Raw genomic sequence first — 20,906 nt, forward strand, 5'->3', positions numbered from 1 at the left:
GTCCTGGGGGTAAACTTCGGCAACCTCAGAGGCTTCCAAAGTTACTTTGGGTTTCCCTACCCCCTTCCACTTGGCTTTTAGGTGCAAGCCGAAACCAATAGCGAAGTAAGCGATCGAACCAAAGACTGTAGCGGTGATGATGAAGTCCATTTGATTTTTCTCTCCTGAATAATTAGCGGCTTTTGTAGCGATGCCAGTAAAAAAACTTGGAGAAAGCAACTCGCTGTTTCTATCCCGGTTAGCTCCGGTATCGTTTTACTTATCTCCCTGGGGATGAGGCCGGGATTTGTCTGCCCCCGGTGGGCTATTGGGTTGCTTCCCATACTTCTTATTATTACGGTTAAACCGTAAATTGTCAAGGTTAAATCGTAATTAATTTCTTATTTAATTAATTAATTACGTTTTAAGCGTAACAAAATAGGTTATACTGTAAACAGATAAGCTAAAGGAGTAATTTATATGGCTCAGACCGTGATCAGGTGGAATCTAAATGAGCTGATGGCAAAGCATCGCATCAAAGGTAAGGATCTGGCAGAGTTCTTAAAAGTCCGTCCTGCCACAATCACAGGGTTGCGTAATTCGGTTGTAATGCCTCGGATTGATGGCGATCGTTTAGAGGAAGTTCTTGCCGCTCTGAATGCCCTTGCTCTCCCGGAGACTAAGACTCAAGAGATCGGACTGACCGATCTTTTGGAGTGGCAGAGGGAGGGACAAAGCAATGCTTAATCCAGCCGAATAAAATGTTAATGAATTTCTCTCCCCTTAAAAAAACACATGCCTCAGCGCTAAAATCAAATCACCGCAGGAGTAACCCTTATGGCAGAACCGAAATTTTCAAAAGAGAACGCAATCATCTCAGGACAAGAAGCAATCAGCTTAAGACTCGATCGCTTCGAGCAGACTTTTGAGAATCGGATGGCTGCGATCGGAGAAAACCTAGAGACGCTAACCCACCAAACCGCCAAACTTTCTGAGGGGGTTGTGGAGCTTAAAAATCTCATGCAGAACGGATTCGATCGCATGGAAGCCGAGGGCAACAGACGCGATCGGCAGGTAGATCGTCTGCTGGACGTTGTAGAAACCCTGGTAAATCAACGGGGTCAGTGATGACGGTACAGCTCTGCCGAAATTGGGAGCTAGCCTGGGTTGCTTATACAACCTGGGTAAGGAGAGCGGAGAAATATCAATTATCCTCAGACCATGTACAGATCGGTGCGGTAAAAAGGTATTGGAAAGTGGAAGTATCTAAAAAGTTATGGCAGAGTTATTTGGATAGACTTCCTTTTTGATATTTCAAAGTTACTTTGAAGCAAAAAATAACCCCGCAGAACCTTAGAAGTTGCGGCGGAATTGGTGGACTTCGCCAATGAGATGGAAAAATATTGGCTGAATCATTTTATGAAAGAGCAGATTAAGAAGCACAAAATCTCTCTTCTTTGATGGCAATCAGATGGATGGCGCAAATTCCAAAGGCTTTGCGGTGTTCATGCCTAGAAGAAATTCCCTACTCGACTACAAAGCCAAGTTTGAATTGCAACGTAGAGCAGCTCTACTGTCGTTAGTTCAAAGGTACTACGCTAGGGATGCTACTTCAGGGTCTCCCAAAAATACATAAACCCCTATTTATGGATTTGTAGAGCCGAATTAATTCGTGCATGTGCTTAAATATGGCAGACGCAAAAAGCGTCTACTCTCGAGGGAAATAAAAAAGCCCTCAAAACCCCTGACAAGCCCTAGATAAACAAAGGCTATGCTCTTTTTGGGTCTTAAGGACTCTGTTTTATTCTTGTGCCGTGAGTATAGCAACATAGCTAGGGCTTGGATAGGGAATTCAACGTAACATGAGGAATACTTATCAATGCTCACCCTTCCCCCTCCTTCAAAAGCTCCTGGTGCCTATGTACTGGTTTCGTCTTCTCCTCCTCTCGAAAATTCCAGAGTTCCCCATCTTGCCGAGATTGCGATCGGTTCTACTGAGCGGATTGTGTTCAAAGTTTTGGATGTTGGGGGACAACCCACTGCCCTGCTACTAGCTACCAGTCTTTGCCTGGTAGCAGTTCGGTATGCCTGGAACAGAACGGCTCAGACCAAGTAACAATCGGGGTAGAAGCCCGAAGACATAAAAACACCCCGCAGCCCTAACCGGAGCTGCGGGGTTACTCTTTGTCAATCGTTTTTTAATAGCGGGACAGGATCTCTCTCGCTTTGTTTTCATGCTTGGCATAGTGCCCCCTGTATTGGGCTGCGGGACGTTGGATTGTGGCTGCTACATCATTGAGAGACATTGCATCTCGGTTGGGGACTTTTTTCATGGCGTTATAGAAAAGCTCTACAGCACAAGCAGGATCAAGACGGCATTCTCTAGATCCCCAGCTATCCCGCTGCTGTAACGAACCGAGACTATCAGACTTCCCCCAACCCCATTTTGCAAACCACCAATCATCCCCGTGAGTCAGGTTCTTCAGTCCGGATTCTTGCAGCCCAGTCATGAGAGCGATCGTAATTTCCCGATCGCTCATTTCCATTTCCCGACCTTTGGAGACGTAGGCAGATGCGACTTGGTTCTGCTCATCCGATAAACCTTGATAGGTGCCCCCGTTGATTCGGAGGTTGGGAAGTTGCTGATTCAGTACAACGGCTTCCGCTAGGGACTTGGTTACTTGCTGCGGCTGATCATTTTGCCACACTTCAAAATGAAGATGTGCCCCGGTTGTCCGCTTTCCAGAGTTGCCGGAATAGGCGATCGTGTCCCCCGTGTTTGCTCTGCCCGGTACACAGCTTTGTAAGTGACCTAAAAGAATCCGCCGATCATTAAACGTAAACTCTGCATACCGGCCCATACCAGTCTCTTCCTTGCAAGCCACTGTAATGGCTCCTGGGGCGTGTAAAGCGGTTCCGCTAGGGGTTCTTATGTCCACACCGTTGTGCATCCGTTGTTCGCCATTAAAGGGGTCTGTCCGCATTCCGACAATATCCCCAACTTGATAAGCCCCCAGTGAGTCTCCTTTCTTCAGGGTTTCTCCTTGAAAATATCGAAAAGCAGGGGAAGAAATTTGCCCTTCGGGAACCTCTACAGCCGATTGATTTTTTGGCATAAATGGCTGGGCGATCGAGACTAGGGTAACAACCGCGACGGAAGCGGCTGCTAGATACCATCGGGCAACTGCGGAAGCCCTCCGGATCTGCCGTTGCATGATCTTTGCTTGGAAATATTGGGCTTCCAATTGTTTGGTTAGGGCTTGAGCCGTAAGCTTCTGCCCCTCTTGCAGCCCTTTCATTGCCTCTAGGAATTCCTTGGATTGTTCCTCAGTCAACATTGGTCAAGCCCTCAAAAAAGTTGTCGATTGTCTCCCCTAACTGGATTTGCTCCTGATAGGAATTCCACCAAGGTTGAATCCGAACATGCACAAATTGTTTGAATTGCGGATTGAGGAGGTACAGCCCCCAACACACCGCACCTAAGATAATTAGGTTTGGGAAAATATCATCATCAATATCAAGCATCGATTTTTCTCCTAAAAAAGAATGGGGGATTGATTCCCCCAACTACTACTCTGCAAACGGGCTGTCTTGGTTTTCCGCAGGGGGAGCTGGACGGGTTCGGAAGATCAATTCCAATCCCTCCCCCAGGAAACTACCGACCGCTCCCCCAGATCTGGGGAGGTTCAGTGCCCCCTCTGCTACTAGGGCATTCACAAGCCCAAAAACAATCAAAGCCAAAATGAAACGTCCCATGAAATTAAGCCTCCTCAGCTTTTGCTAAATATCGATTAAGGATGTCGCTTTCTCGTTTGTAGGATTTGGAGTTGTAAGACTTGCCCCAAACAATCTTGAATAATTGCTTTTTTGGAGAAAGGCTTCCATCCGCCTCCAATTCCCCGGTTAAGTAGCGATCGATCGCCTCTTTGATATCCGGGTTCTGCAAACGGGCATCAAATTCTTTTTGGAGTTCGTCCGGTACCTCATCAAAGACAAATTCAAATTCCAGATCCTTCGTCCCCTGGATAGGTGGAGGGGGGAAGTAGGAATCCCCAAACTCCATGTTGGTGAGAAAGCCCTGTTGGTCTTTGCCTTTTAGCGTCTGGATGTATTGCTTTGCCCTATCCGAAGGGTGTTTCATTGACTGCGGGGAGCCTGCCTTTTGATAAGAGTCTTCCGCCATCCTCACTCCCATCAATACGTTGCACTGCCGGACAGTGGAGCGATCGAGGTTCCATTCTGTCTTGGTTAAGGTGTGGGTTACAAACCAGATAAATTCATTCATTTTCTGGCCTTGAGTGGCAACCTCTCCCAGTTGCTTAACCTCCGCTTCCATATCCGGGGTAAACAGGAAAGTTGACTCCTCAATAATGAAAAGATGCTCGAATCCTTCTGGATGCCGACCGTCTATCTTCTCCCTCCTCCGATGGCAGAAGGAGGCATAGTAGCGACCCCACAAAATCTTAAAGTCATCCTTGTTAGTGACAACGCACGATCGCATCTCCCCAGGCTGCGGAAGACCTTCAGGGATTCCACACCAAGTAGGCAAGAAATCAGTGTCTTTGCCCATCCGGAAGTTCGGATCATAGATCCACACCACTAAATTAGGATTCGCCTTCAGCCAGAGGTGTAAAGCAAAGTGGGCTGCAATGGATTTACCCTCTCGGCTAATGCCCCCGAAAATGGTGTTTCGGATGTCCCCGGAAGAAATCCGCCGATACATGGCCTCAGCATCAATCCCCATTACCTTAAGTTGGTCGTCCAAATCTCTCATGAAATGTACAAACGGTTTGATTCGCTTATTCTCTAAAGGTTTGAAGTTGAAGCGATCGGATGCTTTCCCTGCTAAGAAGTCCAATTCCGAAGTAGCCCCCTTAGTGGCACTGGCGACTCCCATCAGCCAATCAGCAGGAGCCAGTTCGTGAGTCCGCTGATGTTTTATGGCTCCCCAAGATAAGAGGATGGTAAGGGGTAACTTTAAGGGAAGGCTGAGGTTAGAGCTTAAGGCAACCCCCGCAGCCAGCACCAAACCTAAATTAAGCAACCCATGAGCGGCTTTATCTTTCGTCCTATTCACTGTTTTTCACCATCCCTCGATAAGTTTCCACTGCATATTGAATTCGTTCGGTTGCAATGCTTGGGGCAACCCTGGGAACCTCCCCGTTCTGGGTCGATTCGATCGCAATTTGCAAAGCTTTAATCTCAAAAGCGATAGCCGCATATTTCCGGGCTGATCCTGCATCCCATCGGATTTGCCCTTGGTCGAGACTCTTAAGCTCAAAGGAGCGATCGTTAAGCTGATTTTGAAGCCACCGCTCCGGACGGAATCGATAGGTCTTGCCTTTGTACTCAACAGTTCCCCCGGTCTCCTCCAGCAGCCGATCAGCGGATTCTAAATAGCCGATCGCCAATGTCTGCAAGGCTGCTTCTTCCCCTGCCCCCAGTTCAGTCAGCAGCTCTTGCTTTGCCCTGGCGATCGGGCTATCTTCTACCGTCTCAACCTGAAACTCTGCTGTCTCAATAGGGGTCTCAATGGGGTCGGGAACTGCGGCTTCTGGGGTCATCATTCCCCGCAAGAACGGGATAGCTAAGATGGTCAATCCGGTTATCCAAATGGGGAACATCTTGCCATTATCCGCACTTCTCCACCAACGGAATAATGAGGGTTTCAGCCCTCTCCCTTCTTGTGGGTTTTCCTCTCCCGGATAACGAGAGAATGCGGTTTCTCCGGCATTATCCGGGAGAGAGGAGAGGTCATTCCCTAAAAGGTTTTTCTCATCCATGATTTTCTTCCTTTTGATCTGCTAAAAGGTCTCCTAAGACCTGGGTATAAGAGTCTGCCAGTTCCGGGGAGAGGTCTCTATCCCGTAGTCTCATTTGCAGTCTCATTAAGGTAGATTCATCCTTTTTAGTTGCGGCTGCTCTGATGCCCACATCTGCCAGAGCCAGGGCTGAAGTTGCCCCGATAAGGCTCCAGGGGAGCGCTAACTGAATCATCAAGCCGTTGAGCCTCTCGTATATGGGAGGACTGGGGTAACGGTATTCAACCTCCGCAGGAATCACGTTCAAGAATGGGGCAGTTAGCCCGATCGCAACAGCCAGAACCCTGACTGCGCTTTGCATTAAATATTTCATCGAATCTCCTCTAAATCTTCTAAAGTGATGCCCTCCGGTAGTCCTCTAAGGGACTGGGAGGGAGTGAACAAGTAAAGGACACAGGACAGGGCTAAAAGCCCCAGCAAGCCCTCTAAAACCAATGAGGGATAACTCATAGCTGAATGTCCTCAAATGCCTTACTGAGGAGCATTAGAGCCTCTTGCAGCCCCTCTGCTACCTCCGGACGGATGTAGCAGTTGGTTCCGTCTGAATCCACTGATACGGGGCGATCGAGGTTCGGAACTACTCGAACGTTGTCTTTTGCGAATGCTGCCAGCGATCGGAAATGATCCGGATCGGAACGCAGCAATTCCAAGATGGAAAGCGAATTGAACATAGTTTTCTCCTAAATGAGTGAACGGTTGCCACTACTCCCCAGGGTTGTTTGGTGGCTATGCAGTTCTCAAGGTTCGGTATCGGTCGTAAATCAGAGGGAAATTAGCTCAAAGTTACTTTGAAGCCCCTTTTTTAGGGGTAATCCCTCGTTTAGAGAGGAAATCTTGCAGTTTTCGGAATTTAACGAGGGCTTCCGGGTTCTCTGTAACCGTTACTCCGTTTGAGTAAACCGTTTGGACTGCTTGCATGATGTAAATCCTCAAAACTCAATGGGGGGTAAATCGTCATTTTCAGAAGGGTTTTCGAAAACCGGGGTAAACTCTGAAGTGCTTACAGGAGGGAGGTTTGGGGGAGGAGGGGAAGCCCCCTCAGAGGAAAACCAGTTGATAAAGTCTCTCCCGTACTTCCGGAGCAGCAATGTAAGAACGTCGGAGGCATTAGGAAGCCCTGTCGCTTGCTGCATCTCCTGCAAAGTGGGCTGATCCGCGTCTTTTACCTGGATTCTCATCACTGCAACATCCCCCGAAGTGCGATCGTCTGGGGATTTGGAGCAACCTTAAAACGACCGTTTGTCATCACCTCAAAACGTTGGGCGAGAGGCGCAGACCCACCAACAATAAGCACTTCAGCCAGTTCGCTCCAATAGGAAGCCCAAGCCGTTTTTACTTTGTTGCGGATTTCGTCAAGCCATTGCTGACGAGCCTTTTCAAAGTGGGCTTGGAAGGGCTTACCCGTTGTCCCGTAAGTAAATTCGTTAGCTTCGATCGCATCCATAATTAAGCCGAGATCCGGACTGTAATCCATTTCCGGCTTAAGAGCGGCTGCAATCCGTTGTGCCAGGGCAAACGTACCGGGAAGAATGCAATCGGCTTGCCGGATAATGGTTCCGGTGGGCGTGTAAAGCCGAGCGATGCCCGTACCCCCACCTAAATCAATGACTCCCAAGTGCTTCTTAGGGAAGCGAAAAAGGCCGTTTGCCAGGGCATATCGATAAGCGGGTTTCGTTTCATCAATCGGGGAAACCCGCTTTACCATTGTGTAAACATCAACCCCATTTCGCTTGAAGGTAATAGAGCCTTCCAATCGCTTCAAATGGCTTACAGAATCAGCCTTCCGGGAGTCTGGAAGCATGATCCGGAGGTCTTCAATAATTACTTGGTTCTGCCCTGCTTTAGGTTCGATCGCTACCAGACCGAGCAGTTTAACCAATTGGCATTTATCATCCTCAAAGGTGGCTGAACCTGCCTGATATTGGGCATCTGAGCCGATCGTGTAACGATCGCCCCCGTGTTCGATCACGATGGATGTCTCACTGGCCTCTGCATCTTCCCAGTCTTCTACTTTTTTGTAGTAGCTGGGGATGCACTGAATTCGTCCAGAAGCATCAATCCATTTAATAAAGCGGTTTCCAGCGTCCAGAGCCACGACTGTCCGTGTAAGGGCTTCTGCTGTATCTTTTGTGGCTTCTGCTTGCCTTTTTGTGGATAGTGGCATCCTTGAAAATTCTCCATAAGTGGTTATCGGTGGAGGTCAGTGGTTAGTAGTTAACCATCAGTAACCATCCATGTACACCAATATAACACAAGTGGATGGTAGTAGATGTATAATCTAATCAGATTTTGGATCAATCTGATCGTGGATGCAATGAACATCTAAGGGAGACTAGAAGATGTATGATCTTTTCGGATTTAGAGGTAGTAGAGAGATGCCCCGACCCACAAGAATCAACGTGACTTTGGAGGAGGATGATTTAGCGGATCTAGAGGCTTGGGCGAACGAGCATGGAAGACCTGTTGCAGGTCTAGCGTCTTTTTTAATAAAGAAGGCGATCGAATTTGCCAAAGAGAAAGGGGATTTTCCTGAAACGAACCCCGTGAAATTATTCAAAAAAGAAGAGGATTAGCTAAGACAATGCTTTTGATTATTTGTCAACACGTTAATACAAACTCCCATGTGTTGACAAACAATCAAATCTTATTAAAAGTGACTGGAAGCCTTATGAACAGATCATTCCAGCCTTTTCAAAAAATAGAAAAAGCTGTGCTAGAGTGACGTATGGGGACAAGAGACAACCCCAACCGATCAGGAAAATTAAAAATCCTGATCTTGAAAATCTGAAAACCCAGGGGTAATCAACTTAAACTTAAGCAATCGGAGGAGAAAACCAATGCCTAATAGAGCAAAAGAAAATCCAAGGAACCAAACCATCTCAATAATGGTTAGTCCTTTTGAGGCGGAAGTAATTGCAGATTTATGCAGAAAAGGAGGATACCGCTCGAAATCGAGCTTTCTTTATGAAGGATTATCTGAATGGCTGCAACAGCAGCAATCCCAACGGCAACAAAAGCCGATCGCTCCAACTGGCTCCTAAGCCAGAAAGCGAAAATTCCCCAAGTGCGGCAAACACTCAGGGAATCTCAAATAAAAAGATTTTTTCGACAGATAACCAACAAATTTCCTGTAGGAGGGAAGAAATGTCAGCTTATATCCATTATACCGAATCGGATCAAAATTGCAACACGATCCAATGCCAGAATCCCGACCCAGTTACCGGGGATTCACTCGAAGCAGAAATTGAAAGCCCGGAAATGATTAACGGAGAAGGATTCCACTTCTCTTACAGTATTAATCCCCTCGTTTTTGATAAAAATAAAAAGGAAGACGGCTCAGACTGGGGAAACTTCTCTAATTGGACGAATCCTTGGGAGACCCTACAAGGCACTGTAGAAGCCCTGCAAACCATTGTAAAGACTGGGAATGGTATTTGTCCTTGCATTCTAAAGGACGGCATCAAAGACCAACAACACTTCATCCAAGCTCAATGCGTTGTCATTGACATCGACAATTCCGAGATCAAAAAAGACGCTTTTGGGATTCCCGTTAAGGATGCCCAAGGCTACACAATCAAGGTTTATAAAAAAGAGCTAACTATCGAGGAGGCTCTAGAGCATCCATTGGTTCAGGAAGCCGGAGGGCTAATTTATACCTCGGTCAATCATACCGAGGACTGGAATAGATTCCGGATTGTGTTCCCCCTTGCTACTGAGGTTGAAGATCCCGACCTATTTAGAAATCTTTGCAAGAAGGTACTGGCAGACCTGGGAGGGGGTGATCCTGCTTCTGCCAATGTCGGGCAAGGATTCTACGGGAATAGAAACGCAGTATTCCCGCTTGTAAATCCAAATGCCTTCCTGGATAGTGACTACCTTTTTGAGGCCAAACTGTTTGAGGAAGCTTCCAGCCTCTCTCCTGTCTCCGCTTCTAAAGAGAAAGGGGGAGAATTCTCGGAAGACCAAATTCGGGAAATGCTCTCCTTCATCCCCAGAAGAGGCAAACCTGGGTCGGGCACTCATGAGGATGCCATAGCCTCCCTAATGGCAGTGCATCACCATTTTGAAGGAGATGCGACCGGAAGAAAGCTAATAGTGGAAAGGTTCGGCAACAGCCCGGATAAAGCCTGGAACGCCGGGAAAAAATACGATGCCTTGAAGCCAGGACAGAAAAGCGGCTCCATGCGAACGATCGCTACCCTTGTAAAGCTTTCGGACTACCATCGGGGGCTGCTAGGGGTATCTCCGGCAAGCAAGGCCGTGATCAAAGGAATTACTGCGGAAGATGATCTTTCCAGTAAACAAATGACTGCGGCAGTTCTAGTCCTGATGGTGAGGGTAGGGGAATTTTTCAAAGAAGACGAAAACAGACCTCTAGAGGAACAGGAAAGCCTCTTAAAAGGGCTTCTGTCTCACAATTGGCGGATCACTGCTAAGGAATTGGAGGGCTTCTGGAGTGCCGTTCTGACGGAAGCTGAGGAACTGGAAGCAGCCGAAAGCGCAAACGCTAAAGGGAAGACTACTGCGGAACAAGAGGCAAAGCTTCAAGCCCCCCCAGTCGTAAAGGCAAAGCAAGCTAAAGCTGAGGTAGTTGAGAGTAAAAAGCAGCAAGAGTCTTCTACAGAGGAGATCTCCCAACGGCTTAAGCAGTTCTACGCTCAAGATGATATCGATCTTGTAGCCGAATTTGAACTCAAATTAGACCTCGTAAAACAAAACCCTCGGTTGGCTTACCAAATTGATGGATTAGCTCAATCCATCAAGAAAAAAGCACTTACCGATCGCAAAGTAGCGGCTTCCGGAAAGCAAGCCGCTTTAATCCTGGGAGAGATGCACAGGAGTCTCGATTTAGATGAAATTGTGCCGCCCGTTCTTAGCTACGCCATCCGGGAACTATCTGGGGAGGGGGGATTAGCTGTAAGAAGCGAGGTATTTCTACTGGGAATCCTCCCCGTTTTGAGTAGCTTGTTTTCTTCGGGAACATGGATTACCGCAAGCAAGAAAAGCAAATTTAGCGTTGTCCCCAACCTTTACAGCATGATGTCTGCTCACACTGGGCAGAAAAAATCCCCTGCAATGAAGATGATCGCAGATCACCCTCTAGCCCCACTAAAGGAGAAATATGCGGAGATTTATAAGAAAGAGCTAAAAGCTTGGAAGCGCTTGAAGGGGGACTATGAAAACTCCCTCCAAAGCCTCAAAGATGACTGTGGCGGAAAGAGCCTACCTCCAGGTTGGCAGGATCTTGTAATCCAAGAGTTCCCGGAATTAGAAGTGACAGACGGAGAGTTGCCCCCTGAGCCAGCCCCTAGAATCTTCCATGTGGAGGATTATACAGAGGAAGCTTTAAGAGCTGTTCATGCTCGGCAGCCCTATAAAGGCACTTTTGGATCGGATGATGAGATGTATGGCAAATTCGCCTCGGAGAATCAATACACCGGAGGCAAAGGTAAGGCTCGGCAAAACTTTCTTAAGCTCTACGATGGGAAGCGGGATAGCAGTTTGAGGGCATCCACGGCAAGCACTGAAGGAACTCATGAGCAAATCTTCGGATACTTCGGAGCAATTCTCTTAGAAAAACTGGCGGAACTGCTCCGAAAAGATCCGATGGATTCAGAGGGCACTTTTGCTCGGTTTTTAATGGTCTATCAGCCGGAGACAGCAGGATACATAAATCCCGATGATCTGGCAAACGACGATACCGATCAAGAGCCTTTACTGATTGATCTCCTTAGCAGCCTTTATTCCTTTGTAGACAGTCTTCCACCACTTGAGTACAGATTAGATGCGGCTGCGCGGAGAGAGTTTGCAGCAGCCTACAACCTCTTTGAAGATCGGAAGACTACCGATAGTGATCCTCGGATGAAAGCAATTTGGTCTAAAGGCGAAGGGCGACTACTGAAAATTGCTGGAGCATTGCACGTCATCGAGATGTGGGATAGGGAACAGAACAAAACAGGTATCTCCCCTAGTGCCTCTGAATTTGCTCAAATTAGCAGGGAAACGGTTATCAAGGCGATGAAAATCGAGGCATTCTCCCGTAGCCAAGCTAAATTCATTTATCAAATGATTGATGGAGAGGAGGGAGACTCCCCCGTGACAGAGATTATGCAGAAGGTAATGTCTGTTTCCAAGTCTCAGATGAGGAAGGATGGAGAAGGTTGGGTTACCGCAGGAGTAGTTAGGAGAAGTTTAAGCGACAAACAGAAGAAAAGTTGGTCAGTCGATCTCATCCGGGATACCTTCCGAACGATCGCTGAAGGAGAATTCCCTTCCGGAAAAGGGGAGTTGAGTGGTGTGGGCAGCAGTCAGAAGTTCCGCTGGCTGGAGACCCCCTCTACCCTCTCTAGGGAGGCTTTAAGCGCTGAAGTGGTGAATGCTTTCAGAGCAGAGCTGAAGGCTCCTAACATTGCGGAAAAAGAGGGACAACAAGCAGATTCAGCAAAAAACAGGATTCATCCGGGGGATACTGTGGTTTTCAAAAAAGATAAGCTGATCCCTGGAGGGTGTATTTTTGGGCAGACCTACGAGGTAAATGAAGCGGATCACTCAGGAGTTACTTTGAGGAACGGCTTAGGGAATCCGGTCTACGTACCTTTTGAGTCAGTTGAAGTAATCGCAGAGGTACCATTCTAAACACCCTATCTCCCTACCCTATCCCCTTGCTCCTGCTGGGGGATTTTTTATAGGCATAACGACCTAATGAGCAACCTAATGAGCAGCCTAATGAGCAGCCTAATAGATCTTTCAGCCGCTCATTAGGTTGTTATTAGGTCGTTATTAGGTCGCTATTAGGTTGCTCTGAAATAGCTAGAATCCTCTCCCTATAACGTTTTCACGGGTTATTAGGTTCCCCATTAGGTTCATTAGGTCGCCCCTTGGGTCTGTCTAAAAAGAAGAGATGCTGAAAGAAGAATAAGTATTTTTATATATAAAAAGAATAATCATAAAAAAGGATTTATATAGAGGGAACCTAATAAAGAAGAAACTCTCTATAAATCCGCTGTTAGGATTATTCTTTTTATATATAAAAATTAATCTTTCTATTTTATCTCTTTGGATAAATTTCTCCTAATGAAAATATACTAAAGGCGACCTAATGAACCTAATGGGGAACCTAATAAGCCCTGAAAACCTTGTTCCACGCGGGTTTTAAGAACTTTAGAGCAACCTAATAGCGACCTAATAGCGACCTAATAACGACCTAATGAGCGGCTGAAAAGGCTATTAGGCTCCCTATTAGGTTCCCCATTAGGTTGTTATTAGGCTTATTAGGGTGCTAAAAACGGGGGAGAGGGAGTGGAAGGAAATAATAAACGGTACGGGGCAGGGTACGACCCCCAGAAGACCCCCAAAAGACCCCCTGAGCGGTACAAACGGCATTCATTGTTAAACAACCCCCACCCATGACCCACTTGCTCCCTACCCTGATCTGGCTTGCGATCGGTTCCCCCGCAGACCTGCCAGCGGTGCTTTACTGCACTCGGAGCAATCTTCATTACCCTGTTTGGCTCAATGCCCCTGATAGGGTGATCAGCCTCTCCACAGGGGCATTAGATGGGCGTTGCACAGAGGCTTAGGCATGTGGCGATCGAACCCTGCCCCTAGCAGTCCCTAACACTTCTTGTCATAACAAGTTGATACCCCTAAATCCCTACCAAGTTACCGTAGATTACTTTGATTAGTAATGCAGTACTACCCTGTTCTCCCGCAGCCCCCGATCGCCATCACCCATCAGCGATATCTTACTCACAGAGAAAAATCGAGAGATGATCAAAAAAAGAGGCTTGAGGGAGCCTCTTTAACGTTCCCTCAATTGTTCAGGCTGCATTCCCCGGAGTGACTTCTACAGCCCTGTTGATGGGTTTTAATGGGCTTCTTGAAGATCTAATTGCCCATCCACTGAGGAATTTGCGCTACTTAGCTCTACAGCAATAACGCACCAGCGTCTATTTTGTACTGAGATAATATCTCCTGCTACAGGACGGATGCGGGTATGCCAACGATAATAGTTCTCTCCATTCTCGTCTGTACTTTCTATGTAGTCCTCATGCTTCAGTTCCCATGCGTAATATTGCTGGTCAAGTCCCCGACGTGCAAAGCTTTCCCATTTGTGAACCCCTTTACTACACTTAGAATCTATTGAAAATCTTGCATCGACCAGTTCAGGGATAACATCATCTCGAATACTGATACGTGCCGATACAAAAAGCCCTTCTTTGATACCTGTTTTGCTGTTCCAGTCAGTACTTAAAATGACTCTAGATACTTGCACTTGCCATCCTGCAAACTGCAACGTATCCCCGACGCGAGGGATTATAGGAAGCCAAACGTACCAATCCCCTTCACCTTTTTTATTTCTCTCGATAACCGCACTGCCTTCCAACATGGCATAGATATCTCCAAAAAAGATATCAGGGTGCTGAACAGAGAGATTGTCAGCTTTTTTCAGGTGATCCCCTTCATGCTCTGGGTAACTGCCAATTTCACACAAGTACCATTGAGTCTGCATGGTAGAAGCTCCGCAATCTTTTGCGGATATCCTATCACCTCAACTTTATCCAACTGAAATCGAGGGCATTCTTGACCTCTCCTGGGTCAAACTCAGAATCTACCCCTACTCTATTTTTTAATCCCGCACGAATCTAAATAAGCCCGGATCATCTCGGCTTCATCTATTTGCTCAATAGGCTCCTGCGGGGTAGCAATATCCACATCCAGCAAGATTCTGATCTGTTCATGCCGGGGCAGGATTTTTAGATAGGGCATAAGTACGGCTGAATCTGGATGATCCAAAAGATCCGATCGCCTCAACAGTTGCTCTTTACTCATTGCTCGGATCTTCTGCCTCCGGCTGCGTTCTGGCGCGGTCTTTTTGAGCCTCTCCAGGGCAGGGGAAAGATACTGCCGGAGGTCTGCGATCGTCGCTTTAAGCTTCTCCGGGGACATCCTAATAGCCATCGGAAACCTCCCCTAAAGCTTTTTGTAAGCTCGGATCACCCATCAATTGAGCAACCATACCCTTAAGTTCCTCAATGTCGGCTGCTAAGTCTCCCTGATGCACCCTAAACCCGTAATCTAAGAGCAATTGAGCAGCCCTGAGCTGAATGCTGGGGGAACTCTTCCCCTCCATCAACTCGTAAGCCTTCATCACAGCCTGGGGAACGGCATTAGCCAATAGAGAGGTAGCGGCTGCAAAACCCTCCTCCCTACTGGCTCTCTGAGCCTTTTTGAGGGCAGTCTCGAACTCAGGATCAGCTTTCCAGCGACAAAGAGTGGATTCAGCGACCCCAACAATCTTGCTAATTTCAGCCTGAGATTCCCCCTGGCAGAGCAGGGAGATCGTTTGAATTTTTTTAGGGCTTAACCCTTTGAAAATATTGGCATCCATTCTCAACTGCTCTCAAAAAAGTTCTCCAAAGTTACTTTGACGACCGGATCGTTACCTTTCCGGTTGCAACATCCTCCAAACTGTACCCAGTCCCCCGCAAGTTAATTTGACCGTTCCGGGTATAGACCACTGGCTTCCCTGATTTATCCTGATTTTCCTCTTGGATTTCTTCTGGAGACTGGAAGAAGGCTCCCTCATGCTTGTTGCTCTTAATTCTTCGTTCAATGTAATTTGAGAGCGTCTGCTTGCTTCCGATAGGTCTCAGGGTCGTACCCTTTAGCTCTAAATGTCCTTTATGGTTTTGCCAAAGTAAATCAATAGGATCAACGTACTCGTTTTCTTCCTCGGAGAGACCAGATCGCTTCAATTCAAACTCAAAAGCTTGTTTGGCTAGCAACTCCTCATAATGCTCCTGAGCGCTTACTAAGTCGTCCAAGACGGATGAGATAACATCATCATTACTGAGGGTCTTGATCTTTCCCTCTGCCGCTTCAAGCTGCTTCTGATAGCCTTGGAGCTGTGACCCTAATTCCGCTAATTGCCGACCCTTTTCTTGAAGTGCCTGATCCTTTGCTTGGAGTTGTCTCTCGAACTCTTCAATGTCCACAACTAATAGTTCCTTTCAAATACACTTCGATCATCCCAGAAAACAAGAGATACGAAGGCTTTGAACCGATCAGAAATAGCTGATCAAATAACGTCTGAAACTAGCCTCGGATGTAAAATCCTCGTTTACACCAATGTGTCCTACAAACCTACTTTCTTTCGAGGCTATAGGTCTTCACAACAATTGCTTACCCAACTCCTAAGAATCATCTATCGACGATGTGTTATCACAAGAGTCATCTTCAAAAGTCTCCTGGAACAGTTGCTTTATTTCTTCTTCTCCCAGAACTCGTGGCTCTACCAAAGTTTGTGCTTTTCCTCGTAGGAAGTTGAGGTCTCTCCTTACCTGAACCGAGAATTTATGCCTCGGATCTTCCGGTCTGATGCCTTTCCTGGAAGCTTGCGATTCTACCCCCCGCAGCCTTCGATCTAGGGTACGTACTGTCTGTAAGACCTCCTGTAAGAGCGAACTGTCATCTGGCCGGGGCATTTTTTCGCCAATAGGATGTTCTTCCAGAATCATTAAGTAATCTTTCTCAAATTGTGTCCAGTAAGTATTAAAAACGCTTTTTAATACCTCCGATTCAAGTTGGCGGTCTTCTAGCCTCTTATTAAGAGAGGCTACCAATTGCCACATGCCCTCTTTTGTAGGCATCGTATGATTAAATTGCGCTAAGGGATTCTGCACAAGAGAAGGATCAATATCTATTAGAAAAGTACAGACCCTAGATGAAGAAAGCCCTTTTGCTAAAGCCCCTGCCTCGAAGAGAAGCCAAGGTTTTGTCAAGTTGTCCGCTGTAAGGCAAATGATACCTGTGGACGTATCCTTCAATTGATCTTGCAACTCTGAGAACCAAAGAGATCCCCGATCAATATCTTCCGAGGATATCCAAGGGGTTGAAGCCTGAAGCACACACTTAAGCCATTTCTTTAATAATTCGGCTACAGCCCTGCTGCGATGCCCAGACCAACTGAGGAAAACATTCATAAGTGACTTTGAAGTGGAACGTTAAGTCTATGTTTTGGCTTAGAAGAGTCTGGATGTCAATCTAATCCAGAAAATTGATGAAGCAGTACCTTTAATCCCCAGGATTTAATTTCAGCATGACCCGTTATACCCGAAAAGGGGAACACTGCAATGGAATTGCTACCATAAAGCATCCATGCCCTACCGCAACCTGCCAGCCGTCTTAGCCATCAGTACGATCGCCCTCAGCTTAGGTGGTTGCCTATCGAATCCACAGACCACCCTTGCCCAAGTCGGCACTCCCCAGGCTAACCGCACCCCTGCTACTGTCGTTTCTACAGGGGACGGGGATACCTTGCGAGTCCATGCAGGAGGGCAGACGGTTACTGTCAGGTTGACGTGTATTGATGCACCAGAGTCCTCCCAAGCAACCGGAAGTAGTGCTGCTGAACGCTTAGGGCAACTCCTCCCCAGAGGAGCCTCTATTGGCCTTAGAACGGTGGATACAGACAGATACGGTCGTACCGTTGCCGAGGTCTACCGTAATGGGCAATCTATCAACCTACAGATGGTGAGGGAGGGTTGGGCAGTCGTCTACCGCCAATACTTAAGCGGTTGCCAGAACGGACAGGAATACCTTAATGCTGAAGCCAATGCCCAGCAGCAACGCTTAGGCTTCTGGAGCCAGTCCAACCCTGTGATGCCTTGGGATTATCGACGGGGAGGTAGCAGCTCCACACCTGGTACTGCAAGACCTTCCTCTACCAGTCAATCAGGGGATCTCGATTGCTCTGACTTCTCAACTCAGGCAGAGGCTCAAGCCGTGTTGAATGGCGATCGGTCTGATCCACATCGGTTGGACGGGGATGGCAATGGACGGGCTTGTGAATCACTGCCATAGTGCAGTTCGTTAGAGAAAATGCCATCTCTCTAATCTTCAACTTCTCTGTCTTAAAGGCTTAACTGGGGACTGGTACACGCATTTCTGATCGATCACCGGGAGCGCTATCGAAAATGGCTCCTCTTCTTTTCAAATCAGCAATCTCAGAATCCGACAAACCTGTACAGCCAGTCATAATTGCCCCTTCAACATTAGCTCCGTCAAGCCTTGCTCCAGTGAGGTTAACCATATAAAGGTTTGCCCCACCTCCGATAGCAAGGGTGAGGTCATAGACAAAGGCACGGATGCTGTCGAGGTCACGATCGCGGGCGCGGGCGAGGTCACGGATGCGGAGGAGGTCAAGTTCGAGGGCACGGACACGGACACGGGCGAAGTCGAGGTCATGGGTGAGGTCAACGGTGCGGATGAGATCGACGGTACTTTCGAGGGCGTGGGCGAGTCTACGGACATGGCCGACCTCACGGACACGGTTGCGGGCGAGGTCAAAGACGAGGGCGCGGACGCGGGCACGGGCGAGGTCGAGGTCACGGGTAAGGTCACGGGTAAGGTCACGGGTAAGGTCACGGGCGAGGTCGAGGTCGCGGGTAATTAGCTGCTTGATTTCTTTAGTCCGTGCTAGATAGCCAGAGGAGGGGACACTCAAATCAGCGTTTGTAAAGTTTGCCCCTTGCAGATTGGCATAAGCAAGATTGGCACCTCGTAAATCCGTCTCAGCAAAGTTTGCACCTACCAGATCACCTCCAAAGAAGTCTGTTCCGGATAAATCGGCTCCAGCAAAGTCTTGCTTAGGGTCTAGTCCTAGCATCTCAGCCAACTCGAAGAAGCTGGTCGTTTCAGCATCAAGGACGTTACCAATTGCCTGATCAAGGTCTTCAAAAGAAGCAGGTTCAGCCATGTTTCCACCTCCCCTGACAGATAGGAGCCGATTCGACCATTGGCTTAATGTATCGAAGGGCGATCGCTCGTTCAATTAAAGCAAGCCTGTTGCGATGGATGTTTTCAACTTGCCCAATTTGCCCCCAGGTGATCTGAACATCGTCACCTCGAACCGTAAAATCAGCAGCTATCTCACAAGGAAGTTCAGCAACTTGGAGAGTGCCCAAAAGCGTCTCCCTCAGCATTCCCTCCAAAACAGTTCGGTTACCATAGGCTTCAAAAATCCAGGCAGGATTATCTTCAGAGCCTACCTTCTTAACCTGAAAAACCTCGACAGTAGTCTTTTCAACCGATCCTTCACTCGCTTTCGCCCCGATACTTCGAGAATCTAATGCTGCCCCTGCTTGAATTTCATTGGATTTAGTCTTTTGCCTCTCTACATCAATTGATACTCGGAATGGGTTTAAGAGGACAGTCTTCTCCAGTGGCAATTTGCACTTTTGGAAGACAAATCGAAGCTGTCCCCTCCTAACTCCAAATGTTGCTCGTCCTCCCAACCGACTTCCACCTGGTATCTGAATTTCCTGCTCACCGCCAAAGGCAATAGTAAGTCTAAGATCTAACTCTCCTGGAGGGTTAACTACTTCTGCCTTGCCCAATCTAAACAGAGAGGATGTTTTAGGGGACTCAGACTTTACCTGAAGGTGGAGTTTCATTACTACACAGTCAGGGAACTTGCTCTCTACTTGAAGTTTAGGAGTGACATCCATTTTGATTTCATTAAATGCTATTCATAATGGTTTGTCGTCTATAGGCAAGATTAACGCTCTGACCATCTGGTCGATTTACTATTATCAGACTTATTTTAGTTGATGGCAGGTTCCACACCTTCCTTGCCATTCCAACTGAGGGGATTGAGTTATCACCGGGTTGTCCATATTTGGCGATCAGGGCATTAAGTAACTCTTGGGAGGGTGATGCTCCACTCTGATCCCAACGTAAAATGGCACTCTCTAAAGTTCCGCTTCTTCCAAAATGAAACTCGACTCTGTAGCGGGATTCACCAAGAGCAAACCCGTCGAACAATGTGTGATTAGCAAAATCGCTGGTTCCATGATTTGGTTGCAGTATACCAACTGGGTACAAAGCTCTAATTTCTTCATATGTCATCCCCCACTGTGTATTATTCCAGCCGCTAATATCTTGGGTTTGTTGGGCTACGACGAGATGAGGCAGGGCAAAGGCTCTTGGTGAAAGAATGGGGGCAGCAACTAACGAAAGTGCCATGATAGGAATTGCAAGGTTTTTAAGCATAACATCGGTTACAACAGCTACCTAATGTTATGTATTCATCTATCCTAGTTGGGTGTAGATCAATAAAGCTTTTTTGTAAGTTCAATCAATCTTCACGTAGTTGAGACCTTGACAAAAAGACGAACTGTCACAAAGTACCTTTACTCCACAGCCTTCAAATCCCGTAACAACCGCTTCAACCCCCTCTGATAAGCATCATGGTCTTTCCATCGAGTGAAGTCCCCGATGTTGCGGGAGTTCTTGATTAATCGCGTCCAGCCGTCTCTAGAGTCCATCACAGCGTCGTCCAACCGGATCGGAAATAAAACTATCCTGTTTTGCTGCCTCTCCTTCTCCAAAGCGGTTTCGACCTCTTGCTCTACCCACTGGCTGTTCACAGAAATCTCTGACAGCACCAACAGTAACTTGTCATGAACCTGGATTGCTTCATCAATGCCAACTCGGATCTTGGCTCCGATCGGCAAGTCCTCAGGAGCAAACCAACAACGAACGCCTTTGTCTTGAAGGTCAGCGTGGAGGCGCTCTGTAAACTCCTGATCCTTACTGCTGTAGCTGATGAAGCAGGAGTAGAACTGGATCGGCTGATTGAGAAGGGAGGGGAGGTAGTCGATTACGTTGTCTGGTAGTCCGACACCGCGAAGGAAGGCTAGTGGCAATGGTCCTGATTTTGCGAGGGTGCGGAAATCGATCGTGCTTGGACCTTGGTGGATGCACGCTTCTAGTCCTTTAACAGAACTTAGGACAACGTTACTAAAGACTGTTTCCTTGAGTTGAGTCCTTTCTAAGTTGGCTCCACGGAGGTCGGCTCTACTGAGGTCGGCTCTACCGAGGTTGGCTCCACTGAGGTCGGCTCTAAAGAGGTTGGCTTCAAAGAGTTTGGCTCCACTGAGGTCGGCTCTAAAGAGGTTGGCTTCAAAGAGGTCGGCTCCACTGAGGTTGGCTCTAAAGAGGTCGGCATTAGCTTTCCACTTGTTCCACACCTCCACCCCCTGCTTCAGTAAGGCAAGCTGTTCCTCATCTGCCATGTTCAAACCCAGAAACTGAAACGCC

26 protein-coding genes are annotated in these 20,906 nt (G+C 47.5%); 7 read left to right on the plus strand and 19 right to left on the minus strand.

From position 1 onward, the window contains the following. Nucleotides 1-219 (minus strand): hypothetical protein (locus IQ268_RS32510; RefSeq protein ID WP_228035798.1); only part of this gene is annotated, 219 nt, incomplete at its 3' end. A 240-nt stretch (nt 220-459) separates the two neighbouring features. Between IQ268_RS32510 and IQ268_RS28050 the strand changes: the two genes are divergently transcribed. The 3 genes from IQ268_RS28050 (at nt 460) to IQ268_RS28060 (ending at nt 2,095) form a co-directional block, all read left to right on the plus strand. Beyond that, nucleotides 460-726 carry a helix-turn-helix transcriptional regulator gene (locus tag IQ268_RS28050; protein WP_193886054.1) on the plus strand — a complete coding sequence of 89 codons (267 nt, stop codon included), beginning with the start codon at nt 460-462 and terminating at the stop codon, nt 724-726. A 90-nt stretch (nt 727-816) separates the two neighbouring features. Beyond that, complete coding sequence (locus IQ268_RS28055) at nt 817-1,107, plus strand: hypothetical protein (protein WP_193886056.1); 291 nt, start codon at nt 817-819, stop codon at nt 1,105-1,107. 751 nt (nt 1,108-1,858) lie between these two features. After that, nucleotides 1,859-2,095 carry a hypothetical protein gene (locus IQ268_RS28060; RefSeq protein WP_193886058.1) on the plus strand — a complete coding sequence of 79 codons (237 nt, stop codon included), beginning with the start codon at nt 1,859-1,861 and terminating at the stop codon, nt 2,093-2,095. Between the two features lie 82 nt (nt 2,096-2,177). Here the strand turns inward: IQ268_RS28060 and IQ268_RS28065 are convergent, their stop codons facing one another. The 9 genes from IQ268_RS28065 to IQ268_RS28100 all read right to left on the minus strand — a co-directional run bounded on the left by IQ268_RS28065 (nt 2,178) and on the right by IQ268_RS28100 (nt 7,965). Continuing rightward, nucleotides 2,178-3,317, minus strand: coding sequence for a M23 family metallopeptidase (locus tag IQ268_RS28065; RefSeq protein WP_193886060.1), 1,140 nt, complete (start codon nt 3,315-3,317; stop codon nt 2,178-2,180). Then, on the minus strand, nt 3,307-3,504 hold the full coding sequence (locus IQ268_RS28070) for a hypothetical protein (RefSeq protein ID WP_193886062.1): 198 nt from the start codon (nt 3,502-3,504) through the stop codon (nt 3,307-3,309). The genes IQ268_RS28065 and IQ268_RS28070 overlap by 11 nt, the downstream gene beginning before the upstream one ends. Nucleotides 3,505-3,739: 235 nt before the next feature. Then, nucleotides 3,740-5,056, minus strand: coding sequence for a hypothetical protein (locus tag IQ268_RS28075; protein WP_193886064.1), 1,317 nt, complete (start codon nt 5,054-5,056; stop codon nt 3,740-3,742). Beyond that, nucleotides 5,049-5,762: a hypothetical protein gene (locus tag IQ268_RS28080; RefSeq protein WP_193886066.1), complete on the minus strand. Its 714-nt coding sequence runs from the start codon at nt 5,760-5,762 to the stop codon at nt 5,049-5,051. Before IQ268_RS28080 ends, IQ268_RS28075 begins: the two co-directional genes overlap by 8 nt. After that, complete coding sequence (locus IQ268_RS28085) at nt 5,755-6,114, minus strand: hypothetical protein (RefSeq protein ID WP_193886069.1); 360 nt, start codon at nt 6,112-6,114, stop codon at nt 5,755-5,757. The genes IQ268_RS28080 and IQ268_RS28085 overlap by 8 nt, the downstream gene beginning before the upstream one ends. After that, the gene (locus IQ268_RS28090) at nt 6,111-6,251 is read right to left on the minus strand and encodes a hypothetical protein (RefSeq protein ID WP_193886071.1); all 141 of its coding nucleotides are present in this window, start codon (nt 6,249-6,251) and stop codon (nt 6,111-6,113) included. Before IQ268_RS28090 ends, IQ268_RS28085 begins: the two co-directional genes overlap by 4 nt. Beyond that, nucleotides 6,248-6,472 (minus strand): hypothetical protein, encoded by a 225-nt coding sequence (locus IQ268_RS28095; RefSeq protein WP_193886073.1) that lies wholly within the window; start codon nt 6,470-6,472, stop codon nt 6,248-6,250. Before IQ268_RS28095 ends, IQ268_RS28090 begins: the two co-directional genes overlap by 4 nt. Nucleotides 6,473-6,584: 112 nt before the next feature. Beyond that, nucleotides 6,585-6,719 (minus strand): hypothetical protein, encoded by a 135-nt coding sequence (locus IQ268_RS33150; protein WP_255527299.1) that lies wholly within the window; start codon nt 6,717-6,719, stop codon nt 6,585-6,587. Between the two features lie 259 nt (nt 6,720-6,978). Then, nucleotides 6,979-7,965: a ParM/StbA family protein gene (locus tag IQ268_RS28100; RefSeq protein ID WP_193886075.1), complete on the minus strand. Its 987-nt coding sequence runs from the start codon at nt 7,963-7,965 to the stop codon at nt 6,979-6,981. Between the two features lie 211 nt (nt 7,966-8,176). Between IQ268_RS28100 and IQ268_RS28105 the strand changes: the two genes are divergently transcribed. The 3 genes from IQ268_RS28105 (at nt 8,177) to IQ268_RS28115 (ending at nt 13,381) form a co-directional block, all read left to right on the plus strand. Further along, nucleotides 8,177-8,374 carry a hypothetical protein gene (locus tag IQ268_RS28105; protein WP_193886077.1) on the plus strand — a complete coding sequence of 66 codons (198 nt, stop codon included), beginning with the start codon at nt 8,177-8,179 and terminating at the stop codon, nt 8,372-8,374. A 340-nt stretch (nt 8,375-8,714) separates the two neighbouring features. After that, entirely contained in the window at nt 8,715-12,437 is a 3,723-nt protein-coding gene (locus IQ268_RS28110) for a DUF3987 domain-containing protein (RefSeq protein ID WP_193886079.1), read from the plus strand. Between the two features lie 770 nt (nt 12,438-13,207). Continuing rightward, complete coding sequence (locus IQ268_RS28115) at nt 13,208-13,381, plus strand: hypothetical protein (protein WP_193886081.1); 174 nt, start codon at nt 13,208-13,210, stop codon at nt 13,379-13,381. Nucleotides 13,382-13,668: 287 nt separating this feature from the next. On the opposite strand, the gene IQ268_RS28120 is transcribed toward IQ268_RS28115, so the two are convergent. The 5 genes from IQ268_RS28120 to IQ268_RS28140 form a co-directional block, all read right to left on the minus strand. Next, nucleotides 13,669-14,313, minus strand: coding sequence for a hypothetical protein (locus IQ268_RS28120; RefSeq protein ID WP_193886114.1), 645 nt, complete (start codon nt 14,311-14,313; stop codon nt 13,669-13,671). A gap of 110 nt (nt 14,314-14,423) precedes the next feature. Beyond that, nucleotides 14,424-14,762: a hypothetical protein gene (locus tag IQ268_RS28125; protein ID WP_193886083.1), complete on the minus strand. Its 339-nt coding sequence runs from the start codon at nt 14,760-14,762 to the stop codon at nt 14,424-14,426. Continuing rightward, complete coding sequence (locus IQ268_RS28130; protein ID WP_193886085.1) at nt 14,752-15,192, minus strand: helix-turn-helix domain-containing protein; 441 nt, start codon at nt 15,190-15,192, stop codon at nt 14,752-14,754. Before IQ268_RS28130 ends, IQ268_RS28125 begins: the two co-directional genes overlap by 11 nt. 31 nt (nt 15,193-15,223) lie before the next feature. After that, nucleotides 15,224-15,799, minus strand: a complete 576-nt coding sequence (locus IQ268_RS28135; protein ID WP_193886086.1) for a hypothetical protein — start codon at nt 15,797-15,799, stop codon at nt 15,224-15,226. 198 nt (nt 15,800-15,997) lie between these two features. Continuing rightward, nucleotides 15,998-16,786, minus strand: coding sequence for a TIR domain-containing protein (locus IQ268_RS28140; protein ID WP_193886088.1), 789 nt, complete (start codon nt 16,784-16,786; stop codon nt 15,998-16,000). Nucleotides 16,787-16,961: 175 nt separating this feature from the next. Between IQ268_RS28140 and IQ268_RS28145 the strand changes: the two genes are divergently transcribed. Next, entirely contained in the window at nt 16,962-17,666 is a 705-nt protein-coding gene (locus IQ268_RS28145; RefSeq protein ID WP_193886090.1) for a thermonuclease family protein, read from the plus strand. A 58-nt stretch (nt 17,667-17,724) separates the two neighbouring features. On the opposite strand, the gene IQ268_RS28150 is transcribed toward IQ268_RS28145, so the two are convergent. The 4 genes from IQ268_RS28150 to IQ268_RS28165 all read right to left on the minus strand — a co-directional run bounded on the left by IQ268_RS28150 (nt 17,725) and on the right by IQ268_RS28165 (nt 20,881). Beyond that, entirely contained in the window at nt 17,725-18,561 is an 837-nt protein-coding gene (locus IQ268_RS28150; protein ID WP_193886092.1) for a pentapeptide repeat-containing protein, read from the minus strand. Continuing rightward, entirely contained in the window at nt 18,554-19,258 is a 705-nt protein-coding gene (locus IQ268_RS28155; RefSeq protein WP_193886094.1) for a hypothetical protein, read from the minus strand. The genes IQ268_RS28150 and IQ268_RS28155 overlap by 8 nt, the downstream gene beginning before the upstream one ends. 64 nt (nt 19,259-19,322) lie before the next feature. Next, on the minus strand, nt 19,323-19,856 hold the full coding sequence (locus tag IQ268_RS28160) for a hypothetical protein (protein WP_193886096.1): 534 nt from the start codon (nt 19,854-19,856) through the stop codon (nt 19,323-19,325). A gap of 140 nt (nt 19,857-19,996) precedes the next feature. Beyond that, entirely contained in the window at nt 19,997-20,881 is an 885-nt protein-coding gene (locus tag IQ268_RS28165; RefSeq protein WP_193886098.1) for a toll/interleukin-1 receptor domain-containing protein, read from the minus strand. Nucleotides 20,882-20,906 lie beyond the last annotated feature (25 nt).

Source organism: Oculatella sp. LEGE 06141, from assembly GCF_015207605.1.
In the GTDB taxonomy this organism is placed as follows: Bacteria; Cyanobacteriota; Cyanobacteriia; order Elainellales; family Elainellaceae; genus Oculatella.